This is a genomic window from Azospirillum sp. FG154 (assembly GCF_057809575.1).
On sequence record NZ_JBMDKF010000003.1, the window covers coordinates 35,930 to 54,000 of the forward strand.

General features: G+C 66.3%; 18 protein-coding genes. 13 read left to right on the forward strand and 5 right to left on the reverse strand.

Translation table 11 applies throughout. The annotated features are described in order from the left end of the window. The first annotated feature begins 29 nt into the window (after positions 1-29). Genes ACODS4_RS04320 through ACODS4_RS04330 form a run of 3 tightly spaced genes read left to right on the forward strand, consistent with a single transcriptional unit; the run spans position 30 to position 1,053 of the window. Positions 30-179, forward strand: a complete 150-nt coding sequence (locus ACODS4_RS04320) for a hypothetical protein (protein ID WP_488861077.1) — start codon at positions 30-32, stop codon at positions 177-179. Beyond that, on the forward strand, positions 176-370 hold the full coding sequence (locus ACODS4_RS04325) for a hypothetical protein (protein WP_488861079.1): 195 nt from the start codon (positions 176-178) through the stop codon (positions 368-370). The genes ACODS4_RS04320 and ACODS4_RS04325 overlap by 4 nt, the downstream gene beginning before the upstream one ends. Further along, entirely contained in the window at positions 367-1,053 is a 687-nt protein-coding gene (locus ACODS4_RS04330; protein ID WP_488861081.1) for a hypothetical protein, read from the forward strand. Before ACODS4_RS04325 ends, ACODS4_RS04330 begins: the two co-directional genes overlap by 4 nt. A gap of 139 nt (positions 1,054-1,192) precedes the next feature. Here the strand turns inward: ACODS4_RS04330 and ACODS4_RS04335 are convergent, their stop codons facing one another. Continuing rightward, positions 1,193-2,491, reverse strand: a complete 1,299-nt coding sequence (locus tag ACODS4_RS04335) for a tyrosine-type recombinase/integrase (RefSeq protein ID WP_488861083.1) — start codon at positions 2,489-2,491, stop codon at positions 1,193-1,195. Between the two features lie 469 nt (positions 2,492-2,960). Between ACODS4_RS04335 and ACODS4_RS04340 the strand changes: the two genes are divergently transcribed. Continuing rightward, entirely contained in the window at positions 2,961-3,239 is a 279-nt protein-coding gene (locus tag ACODS4_RS04340) for a ribbon-helix-helix domain-containing protein (protein WP_488861085.1), read from the forward strand. 111 nt (positions 3,240-3,350) lie between these two features. Here ACODS4_RS04340 and ACODS4_RS04345 read toward each other — a convergent pair whose 3' ends face one another. Then, the gene (locus tag ACODS4_RS04345; RefSeq protein WP_488861086.1) at positions 3,351-4,160 is read right to left on the reverse strand and encodes an alpha/beta hydrolase; all 810 of its coding nucleotides are present in this window, start codon (positions 4,158-4,160) and stop codon (positions 3,351-3,353) included. A 117-nt stretch (positions 4,161-4,277) separates the two neighbouring features. Here ACODS4_RS04345 and cobU point away from each other — a divergent pair, with 117 nt between their 5' ends. Genes cobU through ACODS4_RS04370 form a run of 5 tightly spaced genes read left to right on the forward strand, consistent with a single transcriptional unit; the run spans position 4,278 to position 7,631 of the window. Continuing rightward, positions 4,278-4,838 (forward strand): bifunctional adenosylcobinamide kinase/adenosylcobinamide-phosphate guanylyltransferase, encoded by a 561-nt coding sequence (gene cobU, locus ACODS4_RS04350; RefSeq protein WP_488861634.1) that lies wholly within the window; start codon positions 4,278-4,280, stop codon positions 4,836-4,838. 50 nt (positions 4,839-4,888) lie between these two features. Next, positions 4,889-5,458 (forward strand): cob(I)yrinic acid a,c-diamide adenosyltransferase, encoded by a 570-nt coding sequence (cobO, locus tag ACODS4_RS04355; RefSeq protein WP_488861636.1) that lies wholly within the window; start codon positions 4,889-4,891, stop codon positions 5,456-5,458. A 2-nt stretch (positions 5,459-5,460) separates the two neighbouring features. Further along, positions 5,461-6,945, forward strand: coding sequence for a cobyric acid synthase (locus ACODS4_RS04360; RefSeq protein WP_488861088.1), 1,485 nt, complete (start codon positions 5,461-5,463; stop codon positions 6,943-6,945). Positions 6,946-6,981: 36 nt separating this feature from the next. After that, positions 6,982-7,242 carry a type II toxin-antitoxin system VapB family antitoxin gene (locus tag ACODS4_RS04365; RefSeq protein ID WP_488861090.1) on the forward strand — a complete coding sequence of 87 codons (261 nt, stop codon included), beginning with the start codon at positions 6,982-6,984 and terminating at the stop codon, positions 7,240-7,242. Then, positions 7,236-7,631: a type II toxin-antitoxin system VapC family toxin gene (locus tag ACODS4_RS04370; protein WP_488861092.1), complete on the forward strand. Its 396-nt coding sequence runs from the start codon at positions 7,236-7,238 to the stop codon at positions 7,629-7,631. Before ACODS4_RS04365 ends, ACODS4_RS04370 begins: the two co-directional genes overlap by 7 nt. Positions 7,632-7,634: 3 nt before the next feature. Here the strand turns inward: ACODS4_RS04370 and cbiB are convergent, their stop codons facing one another. Next, on the reverse strand, positions 7,635-8,600 hold the full coding sequence (cbiB, locus tag ACODS4_RS04375) for an adenosylcobinamide-phosphate synthase CbiB (RefSeq protein WP_488861094.1): 966 nt from the start codon (positions 8,598-8,600) through the stop codon (positions 7,635-7,637). A gap of 53 nt (positions 8,601-8,653) precedes the next feature. Here cbiB and cobD point away from each other — a divergent pair, with 53 nt between their 5' ends. The 4 genes from cobD (at position 8,654) to ACODS4_RS04395 (ending at position 13,476) form a co-directional block, all read left to right on the forward strand. Next, positions 8,654-9,787: a threonine-phosphate decarboxylase CobD gene (gene cobD / locus ACODS4_RS04380; protein WP_488861096.1), complete on the forward strand. Its 1,134-nt coding sequence runs from the start codon at positions 8,654-8,656 to the stop codon at positions 9,785-9,787. Between the two features lie 143 nt (positions 9,788-9,930). Beyond that, positions 9,931-11,592 (forward strand): sensor domain-containing diguanylate cyclase, encoded by a 1,662-nt coding sequence (locus ACODS4_RS04385; RefSeq protein WP_488861098.1) that lies wholly within the window; start codon positions 9,931-9,933, stop codon positions 11,590-11,592. Between the two features lie 284 nt (positions 11,593-11,876). Continuing rightward, positions 11,877-12,185 (forward strand): STAS domain-containing protein, encoded by a 309-nt coding sequence (locus ACODS4_RS04390; protein WP_488861100.1) that lies wholly within the window; start codon positions 11,877-11,879, stop codon positions 12,183-12,185. A gap of 43 nt (positions 12,186-12,228) precedes the next feature. Further along, entirely contained in the window at positions 12,229-13,476 is a 1,248-nt protein-coding gene (locus tag ACODS4_RS04395) for a PP2C family protein-serine/threonine phosphatase (protein ID WP_488861102.1), read from the forward strand. Here the strand turns inward: ACODS4_RS04395 and ACODS4_RS04400 are convergent. Further along, the gene (locus ACODS4_RS04400) at positions 13,439-14,359 is read right to left on the reverse strand and encodes a response regulator (RefSeq protein WP_488861104.1); all 921 of its coding nucleotides are present in this window, start codon (positions 14,357-14,359) and stop codon (positions 13,439-13,441) included. The genes ACODS4_RS04395 and ACODS4_RS04400 overlap by 38 nt on opposite strands. A gap of 79 nt (positions 14,360-14,438) precedes the next feature. Then, positions 14,439-18,050 (reverse strand): response regulator, encoded by a 3,612-nt coding sequence (locus ACODS4_RS04405; protein ID WP_488861106.1) that lies wholly within the window; start codon positions 18,048-18,050, stop codon positions 14,439-14,441. Positions 18,051-18,071 lie beyond the last annotated feature (21 nt).

An 18,071-nucleotide genomic window follows, 5' to 3' on the forward strand; every position in this document is an offset into this window, starting at 1 on the left:
CGCGACGTTCGGAGCGCGCGATGTTCAGGTTGAGCGGAAACCTCCTGCTGACCCGGCGGCGAACGGGGGCCTCCCCCAGGCTGCTGGCCGACCGCCAGAAGCGCAAGGCCGCCGCCAAAGAGCGCCGGGCGAAGGTCGCCGCAGCCGCCAACCAGAACAGCAAGAGGGCCACCGCATGAGCACCGTCACGCCGTTCCCCCGCCCGCCCGGTCGGCGGATCGTCAGCCGCCATTCGGCTGAGGAGCGCATTCGGGGCGCCCTTTCCGACCTGCGCGAAATCGCCCGCGAACGGCAGCACGATCCGGTTGGGATCGGGCAGGCCGTGGCGCGGATCGAATCGGCCCTGGATGAAATGGGGGTCGGATCGTGAACCATGAGGGCGGATTCACGCGCCAGTACCGACGGATGTGGGACAACCCGGTTTTCCGTAGCCATCAGGAGGCCGCTGTCTTTTCGTGGATGAAGGACATCGCGCAATGGAGCGAGGCCACGATACGGACGAAATTTGGCCCGGTTAGGCTGGGCGTGGGCGAATTCCTGATGGCCGAACGAGCCGTTTCGGAGGCGTTTGGCCTGCATCGAAACAGCCTCAGATCCCTGATTCGCCGCATGATCGATGACGGCATGATTTCAGAAATTCAGGACCGCTGCCCGCAACGCGCTGGGACCGCATACCGCATCACGAATTACGAAGAGTATCAGGGTTTTACCGAAGGTTCTGCTTCGCAAAAGGACCGCAAGAGGACCGCAGACGGGACCGGAGCGGGACCGCAAAAGGACCGCAAGAGGACCAAGAACAATGAAGGGAATGAAAATAAAGAAGGGAATGGCACCGACCTGACGGTCGATGACCAGCCCGAACAGCCCGATGAATTGGGCTTGGCGGTGTCCGCTCCGGCCAACGACAATCCGGTCAAGGGCCGGAAAGCCGGAGGCCAGACCGCCGCCCGGAGCGCGCGGGGAACGCGGGTTCCCGACGGCGATCTGCCCGACGAATGGGCCGTCGCCATAAACGCCCGCAAGAAGCTCCCTCATGGGTTTTGCCGTGCCTGAGCCACCTGGGTAGCGGATGTGGCCTAAGGGGGCGTCTGTCGAGCTTCCCGCAGCCTTGGCGACGGGGTTGGTGTGGTGGGTTCGTGGAGCAGTACGCGCGGGCGGGCGAAGACGGGGCATCAGCGCCCCGTCGCTTCGGTCATGCCGCGACGGTTTTGAGCCGAACCACGTTTGCCGGGGTGCCGTTCACGAGGGAATCAACCTTGCGCGCCCATGCGTCAAGGGCGGCGCGTCGCTCATCGAGGTAGGCGTGGCGGTTGTAGACCGCAGCAACGCCTTTGATCGTGCCTTGAGTGTGATTCAGGATGCGGTCGGCGACCTGTGGGGGAATGCCCATGCGGGCAAGGCCGGTTGTCACGGTGCGGCGAAGATCGTGGAAGCGCCAATCGTCCAGCGGCTTGACCTGCTCCGGGTTCTGGCCGCGCTCCTCGGCGGCTTTTTTGCGATTTTCCAATGTCAGCCGGTCGAGCCTGTCTTTCGCCCGGCTGAACCCGGACACGGACGACATTCCGGTGGTCGTGAACACGAAATCGCTGGGGGAGCCGTCCTCCATCAGAACTCTGGGCAAGGACTCCAGGATGGCAACGGCGTCGTCGGACAAAGGAACTTGATGCGCTTTGCCGTTCTTCGCCCGTTCCTTTGGGATGGTCCACAGCATGCCGGAGATGTCGAGTTCAGCCCAGCGCATGCCCGCCACCTCGTCGCGGCGTTGGGCCGTCAAGATCAGCATGCGAACGAATGAACCCAACGGATCGCCAAGACTGGCGGCGGCGATCCACACTTCGCGCAACTCCTCGTCATTCAACACGCGGTCGCGGCTTTCCTCCGGGGCTGGCGGCTCCACGCCCGCGCAAGGGTTTGTTTCGGCGTGGTCGTTTGACATGGCCCAGTTGAACATTTTTCGGATTGCTGAAAGGGCGCGGTTGGCCAGCACGGGGGTTCCGGAATCAACCAAATCGTTCAGCAGGCGGGAGACGTCCCGGCGGGCGATGTCCTTCAGCGGCCTGTCGCCCCAGGTTGGGTTGATATGCTTCAGGAAAATCCGCTCGGTGGCCTCCCACGACCGGGTGTTCGGTTTGGCATAGCGTTCGACAAACAGCGCCGCGACCTCGGCGAAGGTGTCGGCCTTCACGCTGGCGGTGGCGCGGGTGGCCATCTTCTGGCCCTGCGGGTCGATCCCCGCCTTGACCATGCCAAGCAGTCGGATTGCCTCGTCCCGCGCTGTGTCGGCGGTCCAGGGGCTGCCGTGCTTGCCGATGGTGAAGCGTTTGGGTGCCGTCGTTCGGCCACCGTCGATCCGGTATTGCAGGACATACACCTTTCCGCCCGCCGGTGTGACCTTCAGCCCGAACCCCTTTGCTTCCGTATCCCATACGAACAGATCGCGTTCGCCCGGCTTCGTCGCATCGACAAGGCGTTTGGTGATCTTCTCGGGCATGGCGGCCTCTGTGCGATTGCTGGTGACGGTCAGCAATCATACAGCAATCACGGGAGCGGGAAAATAGGGGATTGATTGGGGTGGTGCGGGAACATCGAAGCCGTCAATCTTCAATACATCTGCTGTTTTATTTCGTATTGAGGGAGGTTGCGGGAATGTGGGGGATATAAAAAGCACGTGACTTTTAATCATGTGGCCGTGGGTTCGAATCCCACCCGGATCACCAATTCAAATCAAAAGTTTGGGCGATGGACTGTCAGTCATCGGCCCTTGCGCGCGCCGTCGTTCGGCGCGCCTGTTTGAAAACATCTTTTTCATTGGAAGCGAGGCGGCGGGCGGCGCCTGTGGGCGGTTGGCCGCTCGGCCGCCGTGATGGCGGTTGTTCGGAACGACGCCGGTGTGAAGGATTTCACTGCGGCGCATAGGGCTGAGTGGGTATGCAACCATCATCGGATGATGGAGGCCCGCGATGTTGATTTGCCGGAATGTGAAAGTTGACGGGCGCCGCACCAGTCTGCGCATGGAGCCAGAGCTTTGGGACGCGGCGCTTGACATTGCCCAGCGTCGAGCCATCGGCATCAACGATCTTCTGACGGAGCTTGACCAGTCGCGCGGCGACGCGAATCTGACCGGCGCGTTGCGCGTCTACATCATCAGCTATTATCGCCGCTTGGTGTGTGGGTTTGACAGTTACGGTCTGACGCGGGTCGTTGAGCGGGCGATGCCCGCTGGCGCGACGATCCAGTGACGTGACCGGCGGTCCATCGCTCAGCCAAAAGGCCCTTCCCAAGCGGAAGGGCCTTTTTGTTTCTGGATCATCGCCGTGGGTGGTTGACCGCTGACCGGCTCCGCCGTTCCGTCACGCCGCCATCGCTTTGGCCAAGGTCTGGTTCAACCACGCGTCCACACGCTGGGCGACCAATTCCCAATCGCGTTCCAGCATCATGGCATGGCCCATGTTGGGCAGGAACTCGGCCTTGGTTCCCAAGGCTTGCGCGGTGGCCAGCACTTCGGCGCGGGGGAACAGCAGATCCTGCTCGGCCCCCAGAACCAACAGCGGAAGGTCGCGCGGCGGCAGGGGCGGGAAAGGGATCCAACCGCCGATGTCGGCCAGCACGCGGCGCGATTCCTCTTGCAGGAAGGGTTCGTAACGCGCGGCTTCCTCGGCTGGCATGGCGTCAGAGAACATGGCGCGGCGCACGGCCTGCGGGTCCACCGCCTCCGCGCCGAAGGTCATCAGCGACGCCATTTGCTGAAACACGTAGGGCGCGCGCCACGCCAGCCCCAGGGTGGACGAAAACAACCCGTGCGGCGGGGTCGAGGCCATCAGCACGGCGGCGGGGCAGCGGCGGCGGGTCAAAGCGCGTTGAACCACGATTCCGCCCATCGAATGGCCGATCAACACCGGCGGGGCCGAACAGGCCTCAACGGCTTCCAGGACATCGTCGATGTAGTCGGCGAGGCCAAAGCTGTGCAGCCGCTCGCGCCCCTCGCTGCCGCCATGGCCGCGCAGGGACACCGCGTGAACCTCCCACCCGCGTTCGGCGAACCAGGGCAGGAAATGGGCGTCCCAAATCCAGGCGCCGCTGAAGGCGCCATGGACGAACAGCAGCGGGGTCGGCTTGGCGGGTCCCGTCGGGCGGCGGGTGATGATTTCAAGCTGGGACATTGGGAGCGGCGAGGTTGTTGTGCGGTGCGGGAAGGATGGCGCGGCGCGCGGGCGCTGTCCAGGCGCGCCGCATGGTTTGACGGCGGCGACGGGGTTTGCGACAGTCCGCTCCCGCCCATGCAGGAGACGGCGACCGTGCCGAACGCCCCCCCACCGCCCCCCGATCTCACCCTGGTGCTTGGCGGCGCCCGATCCGGCAAAAGCCGCCTTGCCGAGGGGCTGGTCACGGCGCTGGGCGGGCCGCGAGTCTACGTAGCCACCTCGCAGGTTTGGGACGCGGAGATGGCCGAACGGGTCGCCCGCCACCGGGACGACCGGGGGCCGGATTGGCGGACGGTTGAAGAGCCGCTCGACCTGCGCGGGGCCTTGCGCGCCCACGCGGCGGAGGGCTGCGGGCTGCTGGTCGATTGCCTGACGCTGTGGCTGACCAATCTGATGATGGCCGACTCCGACGTGGAGGCCGAAACGGCGGCGCTGGTGGAATTGCTGCCGACGCTGCCGGGGCGGGTGGTGCTGGTGTCGAACGAGGTCGGCTTGGGCATCGTTCCCGACAACGCGCTGGCCCGGCGCTTTCGCGACCATGCCGGGCGGCTGCATCAGGCTGTCGCCGCCGTCGCCCCGCGCGTCGTTCTGACCGTGGCGGGCCTGCCGATTTACGCGAAAGGAAGCGCGCTGTGAGCGAACCCCACATTGACGAGGCGGAAACCAACCGCCGCCACGCCGAGAAGATGAAGCGCCGCAAGGCGTTGCAGGAGCGGGCCTTGGCCTCCAAGACCTTGGAGAAAGGCTTGCTGATGGTCCACACCGGCAAGGGCAAGGGCAAATCGACCGCCGCCTTCGGGCTGATGATGCGGGCGGTCGGCCATGGCCTGCGGGTCGGCATGGTCCAATTCGTCAAGGGCGCCTGGTCCACCGGCGAAACCGTGGCGTTGGAGCGCTTTGAGGATCTGGTCGATTTTCACACGATGGGCGAGGGCTTCACCTGGGACACCCAGGACCGCGCCCGCGACATCGCCGCCGCGCAAGCCGCTTGGGCCAAGGCCAAGGCGATGATGGACGACCCGCGCTACCGGCTGATCGTTCTGGACGAGTTGAACATCGCGCTGCGCATGGATTATCTGCCGCTGGACGAGGTGCTGGCGGCGTTCGCGGCGCGGCGGCCCGACCTGCATGTCTGCGTCACCGGGCGCAACGCCAAGCCGGAATTGATCGCCGCCGCCGACCTCGTCACCGAAATGACGCTGGTCAAGCATCCGTTCGAGGCCGGGGTGAAGGCCCAGGCGGGGATTGAGTTCTGAGCATGGCCAGCCCCAAACGCGCCCGCGCCGTCATGCTTCAGGGCACTGGGTCGGACGTCGGCAAATCGCTGCTGGTCGCCGGGCTGTGCCGGGCGTTGACCCGGCGCGGCCTGACGGTGCGGCCCTTCAAGCCGCAAAACATGTCCAACAACGCCGCCGTCACCGCCGACGGCGGCGAGATCGGGCGGGCGCAGGCGTTGCAGGCGCGGGCCTGCGGCGTCGCCCCGACGGTCCACATGAATCCGGTGCTGCTGAAACCGCAGTCGGACGTCGGCTCGCAAATCGTCCTGCGCGGGGTGGTGGTCGGCAACGCGCGGGCCGCCGATTATCAGGCGCGCAAGGGCGAACTGCTTGGCGCCGTGCTGGACAGTTTCGAGCGGCTGCGGGCCGAGGCCGACATCGTGGTGGTGGAAGGCGCGGGCAGCCCGGCGGAGGTCAATCTGCGGGCGGGCGACATCGCCAACATGGGATTCGCCACCGCCGCCGACGTGCCGGTGATTCTGGTCGGCGACATCGACCGGGGGGGGGTGATCGCCAGCTTGGTCGGCACCCACGCTTTGTTGCCGCCGGATGAGCGGGCGCGGATCAAGGGCTTCCTCATCAACAAATTCCGGGGCGACGTCCGCCTGTTCGAGTCGGGCTTGCGAATCATCGCGGAGCGCACCGGCTGGCGCGGCTTCGGCGTCGTGCCCTGGCTGAAGGAGGCGGCGACGCTGCCCGCCGAGGACGCGGTGGCGCTCGACCGGCCACGGGCGGCCAGCGGCGGGGCCTTGCGGGTGGTGGTGCCGATGCTGTCGCGCATCGCCAATTTCGACGATTTCGACCCGCTGGCGCAGGAGCCGGGGGTGGAGCTGCTGATGGCGCCGCCGGGGCGGCCCTTGCCGGATTGCGATCTGGTCATTCTGCCCGGCACCAAGGCGACCATCGCCGATCTGGCCTTTCTGCGCGCGCAGGGTTGGGACATCGACCTGTTGGCCCACTGGCGGCGCGGCGGGCGGGTGCTGGGGATTTGCGGCGGCTATCAGATGCTGGGCCGGACCATCGCCGATCCCGACGGCGTTGAAGGCCCGCCGGGCGAGGCCGCCGGGCTTGGCCTGCTGGACGTCGACACCGTGCTGAAGGGGCCGAAGGTTCTGGAGGAGGCGCGCGGGGTGGAGCGCCGGACCGGCGCGGCGGTGGCGGGCTACGAAATGCACATGGGCCGCACCGAGGGGGGCGACCGCGCCCGCCCGATGCTGACCCTGGCGACCGGCGGCACGGACGGCGCGGCGTCGGAGGATGGGCGGGCGCAAGGCTGCTACCTGCACGGGCTGTTCGCCGCCGACGGTTTCCGCGCGGCGTTTCTGGCGGGGTTGGGCGCGGTCTCCTCGGGCCTGTCCTACGACGCGGCGGTGGAGCGGGCGCTGGACGCCATCGCCGACCGGCTGGAGCGGGAGATGGACGTCGGAGCGATTCTTGCGGTGGCGGAGCAACATTCTTCAGGTTAGAGTTTTTTCGGGACGGCCAAGGCGAGGATGTTGCGTATGGCGTTGCGGGTGGACAGCGAGGAGGCGGACCGGCTGGCCCGGCAATTGTCCGCCATCACCGGGGAAAGCCTGACGGTCGCCGTGACGCTCGCCTTGCGCGAACGGTTGGAGCGGGTCAACCGCCCGCAGGATCCGGCACGGCGCGAGGCGTTGCGCGCCATTCGCCAACGCGCCGCCCAACTGCCGCAACTCGATTCCCGCAGCGACGCCGAGATTTTGGGGCGGGACGAAGCCGGGCGGGGGATCAGCCGATGGTGATCGACGGTTCCGCCATCGTCGCCTTTCTGCGCGGCGACGCCCACGCCGAGCGGATCGAGGCGCTGCTCGACGACGCGCCCGCCTGCCACATTTCCGCCGTCACCATGGTGGAATGCCGCGCCCTGCTGCTGGCCCGTTTCGGCGAAGAGATGCTGCGCGAGTTTGAAAAGCTGGTGGAGCGGGCGGGCATCGTCATCCGCCCCTTTGACCGGGTGCAATCAACCTTGGCCTTCAACGCCTACCGCCGCTTTGGCCGGGGTTGCGGGCATCCGGCGCAACTGTCATTGACCGATTGCGCGGCCTACGCGCTGGCCCGCTCGCTGGACGTGCCGCTGCTCTACACCGGCCAGGATTTCGCCCTGACCGACGTGGAGTCGGCGTTGGCGTAAAACCTAACCCAAAACCGCCAGAACCAGCGCGCCGCCGCCCAACAGGACGCAGGCCAGCCGGTAGAGGCGCAGACCGGCGTCGATGTCCGTCGGGGTGGCGGCGGTGCGCCCGCCGCCCAGCCAGACGTCTTCGATCCGGGTGTTTCCATAGACGCGCGGGCCGCCCAGCCGCAGATCCAGCGCGCCCGCCATCGCCGCTTCCGGCCATCCGGCGTTGGGGGAGCGGTGGCGATGGGCGTCGCGGCGCACCGCTCGCCACGCCCGCGACGCGGCGTCGGCGCCAAGGCTGCGGGCGGCGGCGACCAGCAGCAGGGCGGTCAGGCGCGATCCCGGCAGATTGACCAGATCGTCCAGCCGGGCGGCGGCCCAGCCGAACGCCTCGTGGCGGGGGGTGCGGTGGCCGATCATGCTGTCGGCGGTGTTGATCGCCTTGTAAAGCGCGATTCCCGGCAGGCCGCCGACCAGCAGCCAAAAGGCCGGGGCGACGATTCCGTCGGAAAAATTCTCGGCGAGACTCTCGATGGCGGCGCGGCAGACCGCCGGTTCGTCCAAGCTCGCCGGGTTGCGCCCGACGACGCGCGACACCGCGTCCCGCCCACCGGCCAGCCCGTTCTTGCGGAACCCCTCGGCGACGGCGGCGACATGCTCGTGCAGGCTGCGTTGGGCCAGCAGGGTGGAGGCCAAGGCCGCCTCCAGCAGCCAGCCGAAGGGCAGCAGGCGGCACAGCCACGCGACCGCCACGGCGACCCCGCCGACGGTCAGCAGCAGAACCAGCAGGGCCAGCGCGCCGAACGCCTTGCGGCGGTCAAAGTTGTCCCGCTCCTGGTTCAGCGCATGGTCGAGATGCGTGATGAGCGCGCCGATCCACACGACAGGATGGCGGATGCGGGCATAAAGTGCGTCGGGAAAGCCGACCGCCGCCTCGACAACGAGCGCGACGGCGAGCAGAAAGGGATGAAACGCAAGCACGGCGGCACGATTCCTGACGGGGAGGGCGGCGGGCGAGGATGAAGGCGGGGATCATGGCCGAAAGCAAGACGGCAACCAAGGGGGCAGGCGGCGTGACGGCCGAAGGACGGGCAAACGGCGTGGCAAGCGGCGCGACGATTCTGCATGGCGGCGATCTGGACGGCGCGCGTTTGGCTTTCCCCCACGCGCCGGAGCCGTGGGTCGATCTGTCCACCGGGATCAACCCATGGCCCTATCCGGCGCCGCCGATTCCCGCCGACGCCTGGAACCGGCTGCCCGCGCGCGGGGCGGAGGAGGGGCTGCGCGAGGCGGCGGCGGCCTGCTACGGCGCGCCGTCGGCGGCGAACGCGGCGGCGGCGTCCGGGTCGCAGGCGCTGATTCAACTGTTGCCGCGTTTGCGCGCGCCGGGAACCGTCGCCGTGTTGGCCCCCACCTACGCCGAGCACGCGGTCTGCTGGGCCGGGGCCGGGCATGAGGTGCGGGAGGTCACGGCGTTCGAGGCGCTGGTGGATGGCGATGGGGTGGATGGCGATGGGGCGGCTGGCGCGGCGGCGGACGTGGTGATCGTCGTCAACCCGAACAACCCCGATGGGCGGAGGCTGTCGGTCGCCGCGCTGCTGGGGTTGGCGGAGCGGCAGGCGGTGCGCGGCGGCTGGCTGGTGGTGGATGAAGCCTTCGCCGACGCCGACCCGTCGGCCAGCGTGTCCGCTTTCGCCGATCAGCCGGGGCTGGTGGTTTTGCGGTCCTTCGGCAAATTCTTTGGGCTGGCCGGGTTGCGTCTGGGCGTCGCCTTGTGCGAACCAGGGTTGGCGGCGCGCCTGCGGGCCGCCGTTGGCCCTTGGGCGGTGTCGGGGCCGGGGTTGGTGGTGGCGACGGCGGCCTTGGCGGACCGGGCGTGGATCGACGCCACCCGCGCCCGCTTGGCGACGGCGGTGACGGCGTTGGACGCGCGGTTGACGGCGGTTGGTTTGCGGGTGATCGGCGGGACCAGTCTGTTCCGGTTGGTGGCGGATCGTCGGGCGGCGGCGCTGTGCCGGGGGCTGGGCGAAGCCGGAATCCTGGTGCGCCGATTCGAGCGGCAAGCGGATTGGTTGCGTCTGGGGCTGCCCCCCGATGAGGAGTCCGCCGCCCGTCTGCACGATGCCTGCGTGCGCATCTTGGCCGGTACGGATCCCTCAGCGCATTGAACAATCATGAGAAATTGAGGGTGGAGTCTGTGCTTTGACGGTGAATGGTTGGATACCAAACAATATTTGTCAAATACCGTCATTGCAGAGTAATAATATTTTATGGGAAACTGCCCGGCATGTTGGACTCGGGTCATAGCGTGATGATTTCTCAAGATGGTGCGAACGGCGCGCGGCGTGAGGCATGGCGGGCGTTTGACGTTCTGCCTGTTTGCGTCTGCGTGACGAATCCGTCGGGCGACATCCGTTACGCCAACCCGGCTTTGCACGCGCATGTGGGGATCGCGCCGCCGTTGTTGGTTGGCCGATCCTTGGCGGAGTTTGTTGACGGCGACGGCGACGCGGCGGAAGCCGGTTCGGGCTTGCGCGCCCTGCGCGCGGCGGACGGAACCAGCCGCTGGTTCGCCGAGTCTGTCCGCATGCTGGCCGACGCTTGCGATGACGAGAGCGGCGAGGCCCTGCAACTGCGCGTCTTTACCGACATTGACGAGCGGCGACGGCGTGAGGTCGCGCTGGAAAACCAGGCGGCGCTGCAAAACACGCTGTTCGAGGTGCTGCCGATCCCGGTGTTCGTCAAGGACGCGCGGGGGCAATTCAGCGACTGCAACAAGGCGTTTGAACGTTACACCGGCCTGAACCGAAACGACATCCTGCAAAAGACCGCCTTCGCGGTGATGGAGCCGGGCGTGGCCAAGGCCCATGTCGTTCATGACCGGCGTCTGTTGATCGAAGAAGGGGTGTCGCATTACGAAGAGGCGGTTCCGGTCGCCGACGGCAGTTTGCGCCTGGTCAATCTGACCAAGGTGTCCTACCGCGACGCTCAGGGCCATGTGAGCGGCATCATCGGGGTGCTTCACGACCTGACCGATTCCCAACCCAACGAAGCCCGGTTGGAAGCCATTCTGGAGCAAAGCCCCGTCGGCGTGTCGGTGTCGCGCCGCGACGATGGGCGGATCATTTTTGTGAACACCCGTTTCTCCGAACTGATCGGCCTGTCGCGGGATCGGCTGATCGGCAGCCGGGCGCGCGATTACTATCTGGATGACCATCAGCGCGAACGGGTGCTGGAGCGTTTGCGCGGCGGCGGGGCCGTCGTGAACATGGAGGTGCAGTTCAAGAAGGCCGATGGTTCGCCCTTCTGGACGCTGTTCACGGTGAATCAGGCGGTGATCCAGGGCGTTCCGGTCAATCTCGCCTGGATTTACGACTACACCGAACGCCGAAACATGGAAGAGGCGTTGCGCGACATGGCCTCGCGCGATCCATTGACCGGCATCTACAACCGACGCTCCTTCATGGAGCTGGCGCGCCAGCAGTTGGCCCGCGCCCATCGGTTCCATGAACCCTTGGCGGTCTTCGTTCTCGACGTCGATCATTTCAAGCGGATCAACGACACCTACGGCCACGCGACCGGCGACGACGCCTTGCGCATGGTGGCGGGCGGCTGTCAGGCGATCCTGCGCGAATACGACATTCTGGGGCGCCTGGGCGGCGAGGAGTTCGTCGTCGTCCTGCCCGGCGCCACCGCCGACGAAACCCGCGTGGTGGCCGAACGGGTCCGCCGCAATCTGGCGCGCATGGCGATTCCGGCCCCCGACGCGCCGTTCCATCTGACCTCCAGCATCGGCATCGCCGGGTTGGAAGGGGCGACCGACACGCTGGAAAAGGCGATCCATCGCGCCGATCTGGCTCTTTACAGCGCCAAGCGCGAGGGGCGGAACCGGGTCGTCGTCTATGAACCGGGAATGCGCGCGTCGGAACCGGCGGGAGCCGCCGCCCTGCCGAGACCCGAGGCAAGCCCCTAAGATCTGCGGCGTGATCGCCCGGCTTCGCAAAAGGACGAGACGAACCCTTCGCCCAACGACCTTGCGGGCGTCGCAACTTGTGTCTTGACCGCAAGGGCTGGTTGGGGTTGTGTCGGCCTTGTGTTTCCATCGTTTTTCGCAACGCGCTCTGTTGACCTCGCCATTCCTTTGCGCGCAAAACCGCATTGGTTCATGATCCGTGCGACATGTTTGGCGTTGATGAAACAGCCAGGACAGACGGGCGCTCTTAAGGGTAAGATCGGACCAAAATCATTGGGTGTGGCATGAATTACACGGTCCGCGATCTGGGCGGCGGCGTCCGCGAGGTTGAGTTGCGCGGGCAATTGACCTTTGAAGCCAACGACGATTTCCGCCAGATCATCGACGGCATGGAAAAGGACGGCATCGCCGAATGCGTGCTGAATCTTGGCGGCCTGGATTTCATTGATTCGGCGGGGCTGGGGCTGCTGGTGTTGGCGAACAACGCCGGACACCGCGCGTCGGTTCAGTTGAAGATGAAGCATCCGCGCGGGCAGGTCCGCGACATGATCGAAATTTCCGAGTTTCACACCATCATCCCCTGCGAGTTCTGACCCCGGTGGCGTTGAACGCGGCAGGGAGGGAGGGCGAACGGGCATGAGCGACGCGTCATCAGAGGCGGGCGCGGCGGCCCCGGCGGCGGCCCGTTCGGTTGGCGGGCAGCGCGTGTTGATCGGTCATCCCCGCCCCCCCGCCGTGACGGTGTTGCGTTCGGCCCTGAACAGCGTTGGCGTGCGGGTGGTGGACGTCGCGCTGGACGCCGATGGGCTGCTGGCGAAGGTGGAGCAGGGCGCGCCCGACCTGTTGGTGCTGCATCTGGGGCTGCTGTCCGACGGTTCGGATCTGATCGCCCGTCTGCGCGCCATGGACGGCATGCGCGACGCGCCGATTTTGGTGCTTGGCCGCTTTTCCGGGGCGGGGGAGCGGCAGGCGCTGATGCGCGCTGGGGCCACCGATTTGATTCCACGCCCGGTGACACGCCCGGAACTGGCGGCGCGGCTGCGGGTTCATTTGGAAAACCGTTCGCTCAACCGTTCGCTTCAGGAGGTCATCCGCAGCCTGCAAACCTACCACACCGGCGCGGTTCAGCGGATGACCCTGGCGCGCGACATGCAGCTTGATCTGTTGCCGACGGTTGAGGCGCGCGGCGGGCTGGAGCGGCGTTACGCGATCCGGCTGGACAGCCATTTTGAATCCAGTTCGGAACTGGGCGGCGACATCTGGGGCGCCCGCGCGCTCGACGACCATCGTTTCGCGGTGTTTCTGTGCGATTTCACCGGCCATGGCGTGGCGGCGGCGCTGAACACCTTCCGTTTGCACGCGCTGCTGGCCAAAATTGATTTGCCCGGCGACGATCCGGCGGAAACGCTGGGGGCGATCAACGGCCTGTTGGTCGGGTTGCTGCCGGAAAGCCAGTTCGCCACCATGCTGTACGCGGTGGTCGATGTTCGGGTCGGCGCCGTCGTCTACGCCACCGCCGGCGCGCCGAAGCCCATCGTCGGTCGACCGGACGGCGCGTTGGAGGTCGGCGCCAGCGTCGGCTTGCCGTTGGGGGTGTCGCCCAAGGCCAGTTATCGCAACCGGCATCTGGATTTCCCCCCCGGCTCCTTTCTGTTCCTGTTCAGCGACGCCCTGTTCGAGGCGCGCGATTGGGAGGGGCAGGTGTTTGGTTATGAGGGGGTCGTCGATCTGGTCAACGGCCTGGACGGCGACGCCGAACTTGAGGGCGGGCCGCTGCGTCAATTGCTGGAGCGTTACTTCACCAACATGCCGCGCCCGTTGGCCGATGACCTGACCGCGCTGTGGATCAGTCGGCGGGAGGAACCGCCGGGCGGTCCAGATTGACGATGCCGACCACACGGTTGCCGGTGCCGACATAGGTCAACTGGTCAAACCCGACCATGCGGGCCAAGGCGATTCCACGCCCATGGGTGGCGGTCGATTGGAAGGCGTCCACCGTCAAATAACGGCTGGAGTCAAAGCCACGGCCCATGTCGGTGACGGTGAAGACGACGCGGTTGTCGCTGCGCTCCACATGCAAGGTCGCGTATTTGTCGCGATGCTCGGGCGACGCGAGACGGTCTTCGACCTCCTGCGTCAGCGCGCCGGTGGCTTTGAGAACGCTTTTGGCCTCGAACCCGATGCCGAGGTTGCCGTGCTCCACCGCGTTCATCAGGATTTCCGACAGGCCAAAGGTCAGGCTGTGCGCGGTGTCGGCGATGGTGGACAGGGTGATGGCGAGGTTCTGCGCCTCTTGCGGCGTGCGGAAACGGAAACGGGCGTCGCGCAGCAGGGAAATGGCGTCGGCGCGCGACCGCAAATCGCCCTGCAAGGTCTTCAACCGCCCGGAGCGCTCTTCCGCCGCGCGGACGACGGAACGCAGCAAGGCCCCGTCATAGGGTTTGAACAGGTAATAAAACACCCCGGCGCGGATCGCCGCCGCGATTTCAGCGCTGCTGTCCGACACCGTTTGAACGATCACCGGGATTTCCGCCAAGCCGGGCACGGTCTTCATCCGTTCAAACACCTCCAACCCGTCGCCATCGTCCAGGCGTCGGTCGAGCAGCACCACATGAATGATGATCGCCGGATTGGTCAAAATCGCCCAAGCCTCGGCGATCGTCGCCGCCTCCAGCGTGCGGTAGCCGATGCGGGCCAGATACCCGGCCACGATGGCGCGGGTCATTTCCTCGTCATCGACAACCAGCGCTGTGACGGGTTCGGCCATGATCGCGTTGCTCTCCAAACGATGCGGGTGTCGATGCGTCGTTCAACTGCCACAGAATGCAGGCGTCGTCAAACGTCCGTTAAGACGCGGTTTTCGGCGGGATCAATCCTATCGAGTTTTCTGAGAAACGCGTGTGATGTTGTTTGGCCTTCGTCAATTCTGCGGACATTCTTTCAACATGCTCAAGGGTCAAGGCGGCTGTATTTTTCTGTTGAACGGCAATCACCAATTGATCGGCGAGGCCGGACAGCCGTCCCAACCCGACGTTGGCGGCGGAACCTTTCAAAACGTGAGCTTCTTGTGAGACAACCGAAAGGTTGGATTCAGCGATCGCAGAATGCAAAAGGCTCATGTGGCGGGCGCTGTCGGTGAAAAACGTGTTCATCAGGACGGCGAAGCCATTCTGCCCCAGAATCTGGATCAGCTCTCCGCGCGTCGCCGGGTTGACCGGATCGTGATCCTCGTTCGGCGCCGGGGTTGGCGGGGCGGTCGCCTCAAGCGCGGCGAGCGGGGATTGAAGGGGTTGCGCCGGCGGGCGGCGCGCCCAGCGGATCACGGAATCCGTCAGCTTTCGGGCGTTGATCGGCTTGGACAGGTAATCGTCCATGCCCGCGTCCAGACACACGGCGTCATCGCCCTGCATGGCGTTGGCGGTGAGCGCGATGATGGGGATGCGGGCGGCGGCCCCGGACAGGCGACGGATGGCGCGCGTCGCCGTCAAACCATCCATCACCGGCATCTGGACATCCATCAGCACCAGATCATAGGGGCGCGACGACACCGCTTCGACCGCTTCCTCGCCATTGGACACCGCTTCCGCCGTGTGACCGGCGCGGCGCAGCAAAGCCAGGGTGAGCTGCTGATTGACCGGGTTGTCATCGGCCACCAGAACCCGGGCGTGAAAATCGGGCGGCGGCGCGGCGGCGGGCGTGGCGTTCGCCGCCGCCGGAGCCGTTCGTTCGGTCGTCGGTCGGCGGTCCAGCAAACTGGCCAGAACCTGACACAGAACGCTGAAACGGATGGGTTTGCTCAGGCTCGCATCGACCGGCGCGCTTTCCTGGGGCGACTCTGCGGTCGTGGGCGATGTGAGATGCGAGGTGGCCAGCGCCAGCCGGATCCCAGCCAACGCCGGAATGGTCCGGATGCGCGCGGCGACTTCGGGGCCGGTCAGCCCCGGCATCCGATGGTCGAGGATGGCCGCGTCGAACGGACGTCCCTGTTCCGCCGCCGTGGTCAGGCGCGTCAGCGCCTCGTCGCCGGACGCGGCGGTTTCCGCGTCGATGCCGAAGCTGGTCATGTGGCGGGCTAGAAGGTCGCGGTTGACGGCGACGTCGTCGACGATCAAGACGCGCCGTCCCGACCAATCGGCCATCGGCGCGAGCGGTTTGGCCGCCGCCCCCCGCTCCAGGGGGATGGACGCCCAGAAGACGCTGCCCAAACCGGGCTGGCTGTCCACCCCGATCCGCCCGCCCATCAGTTCGACCAGCCGTTTGCAAATCGCCAGCCCCAGGCCGGTGCCGCCGTGCCGACGGGCGGGGGAGGCGTCCACTTGGCTGAACATGGTGAACAGGCGCGGGCGGTCTTCGTCGTCGATGCCGATGCCGGTGTCGCGCACCTCGAAACGCACCTGCGGCGCGCCGTTTTCGCCGACGTCCTCGGCCAGCAGGATGGTGACGCTGCCGCTGTCGGTGAATTTGACGGCGTTTCCAACCAGATTCAGCAATATCTGCCGCAACCGCCCGGAATCGCCGCGAAAGGGCCGACGCAGCGGCGGCGGAACGAAGCTGGCCAGCTCCAACCCCTTGGCGGCGGCGCGCGGCGCCAGGATTTCCAGCACGCCTTCGACCAGCGGGGCCAATTCCAGATCGTCGATTTCCAGTTCCAGCCGACCGGCGTCGATCTTTGAGAAGTCCAGGATGTCGTTGATGATGACCAGCAGGGATTCCGCCGAATCCCGGATCGTCGTGGCGAAACCGCGCTGCTCGTCGGTCATCCGGGTGTCGAGCAACAGCCCGGCCATGCCGATGACCCCGTTCATCGGCGTGCGGATCTCGTGACTCATCGTCGCGAGGAATTCCATCTTGACGCGTTGGCCATCCTCCGCCCGCTCCTTGGCGTCGCGCAGGGTTTGCTCAACCCGCTTGCTGTCGGTCAGGTCGCGCAAAATGGCGGCGTAAAGCGGGCCTGCGGCGGTTTTCACCTCGGCGACGGAGAAAGAGAGCGGGAAGAGGTCGCCGTTCAGGCGGGCCGCCGTCAATTCCTTGCTGAATCCGGTGCGGTATCGCTTCACCCCGGCGGCCATGTCGTCAATGAAGCGGTTCTGCGCCTCCCGCTTTTCCGGCGGCAACAGGTTGCTGATTGGCAGCCCGATCAGCGCGCCGGGCGGGCCGCCAAAGATGCTGTGGGCGGCGGGGTTGGCGCTTTCGATGAGGCCGTTCGGCCTTGCCGTGAGGATTCCCTCCACCGCCGTGTCGAGAATGGCGTTGAGGCGGGCGTTGCTTTCCTCCAACGCCGTCGCTTGGCGCTGTTGCGTCGCCGTCGACCGGGCCAGCAGGACGCCAAACAGCAGGATCAGCAGAATGAAACCGCCGGACAACAGCGCCGACTGTTGCAGATTGTCCCGCCATCCCGCCAATTCCTCCGCCTCGTCAACGCTGACCGTCAGAACCAGCGGCCAGACCGGGGTTGTCCGGTAGGCGGTGATTCGGGTGTTCCCGTCCGCCGCGACCTCGTCGAACACCCCATGTTCAGCGGCTGGGAGCCGCTGACGGAACAGCGGAGCCTGAGCGGCGGAATCGCCGATCTTCGCGCCGCTGGGAGGTTTGGGCGGCGGTTGCGCGATCAGCAGCGTTCCATCATAGCGGTAGAGGGCGACCCGCCCACCGTCGGACATTCGCACGGTTTGATAAAGGCCCTGGAAATAATCAGGGTTCACCGTGGCCACCACCACGCCCAGCAGCGCGCCGTCGGCGTCGCGCAGCGGGCGGCTCATCGGCAGCAGCCAACGGCCCGACGGGTCAATGCTGCGGTTGGCGGTCAGCAGGGTGCGGCCGGGGATGGGGTCGCCAATGACCAGGCCGCTGTTGCGGTCAAGCCTGTGGATCCGGATGATGTCCCGTTCGGTCAGGAACAACGCCTCGTGGGGGGCGCCGTCGGTGCTGAGGAGAAGGCGTCCGGTGAGGTCGAACAGGGCCAAGGCCCGCAGATGCGGCGAACGGCGCAAACGCTCCTTCAGAAGCGCGGCGACCTCAGCCATCCGTTGGCCGCCATTCAGCAGATTGCTGTCGTCGATCCCGTCGATGATCGAGGACAGGGTGACGTCCACCGATTGAAGGGTGCGCGTGGTCGATGCCTCCAGCGCGCTGGTCAGGCTGGCCAGATTGGCGTTTGTCTGGCGGAGCGTGGTGCGCCGGATCACCGTGAACTGGTACGTCAGATCCACCAGCAACGCCATGACGGCCAGCAGGGCGAACACCAGCACCCCGCCCTTGCGCAGGAACAGGCCCTTCAGATCACGGGCCGGTTTGGCTGTGGGGGCGGGTGGGGGCAGAACGGCGTTCCAGAGGCGAAAGGGGGCGGGGCGTTCCGGGAAAATCCCAAAACCATCACCCGCGATTTTAACAGCGGTTTTGCAATTCTGCAAAGCATACGCTGTTGGCGTGAACCGGACGATGTTATCGTCAACGGCCATCGGAAGCGTTGATCGGAAAAT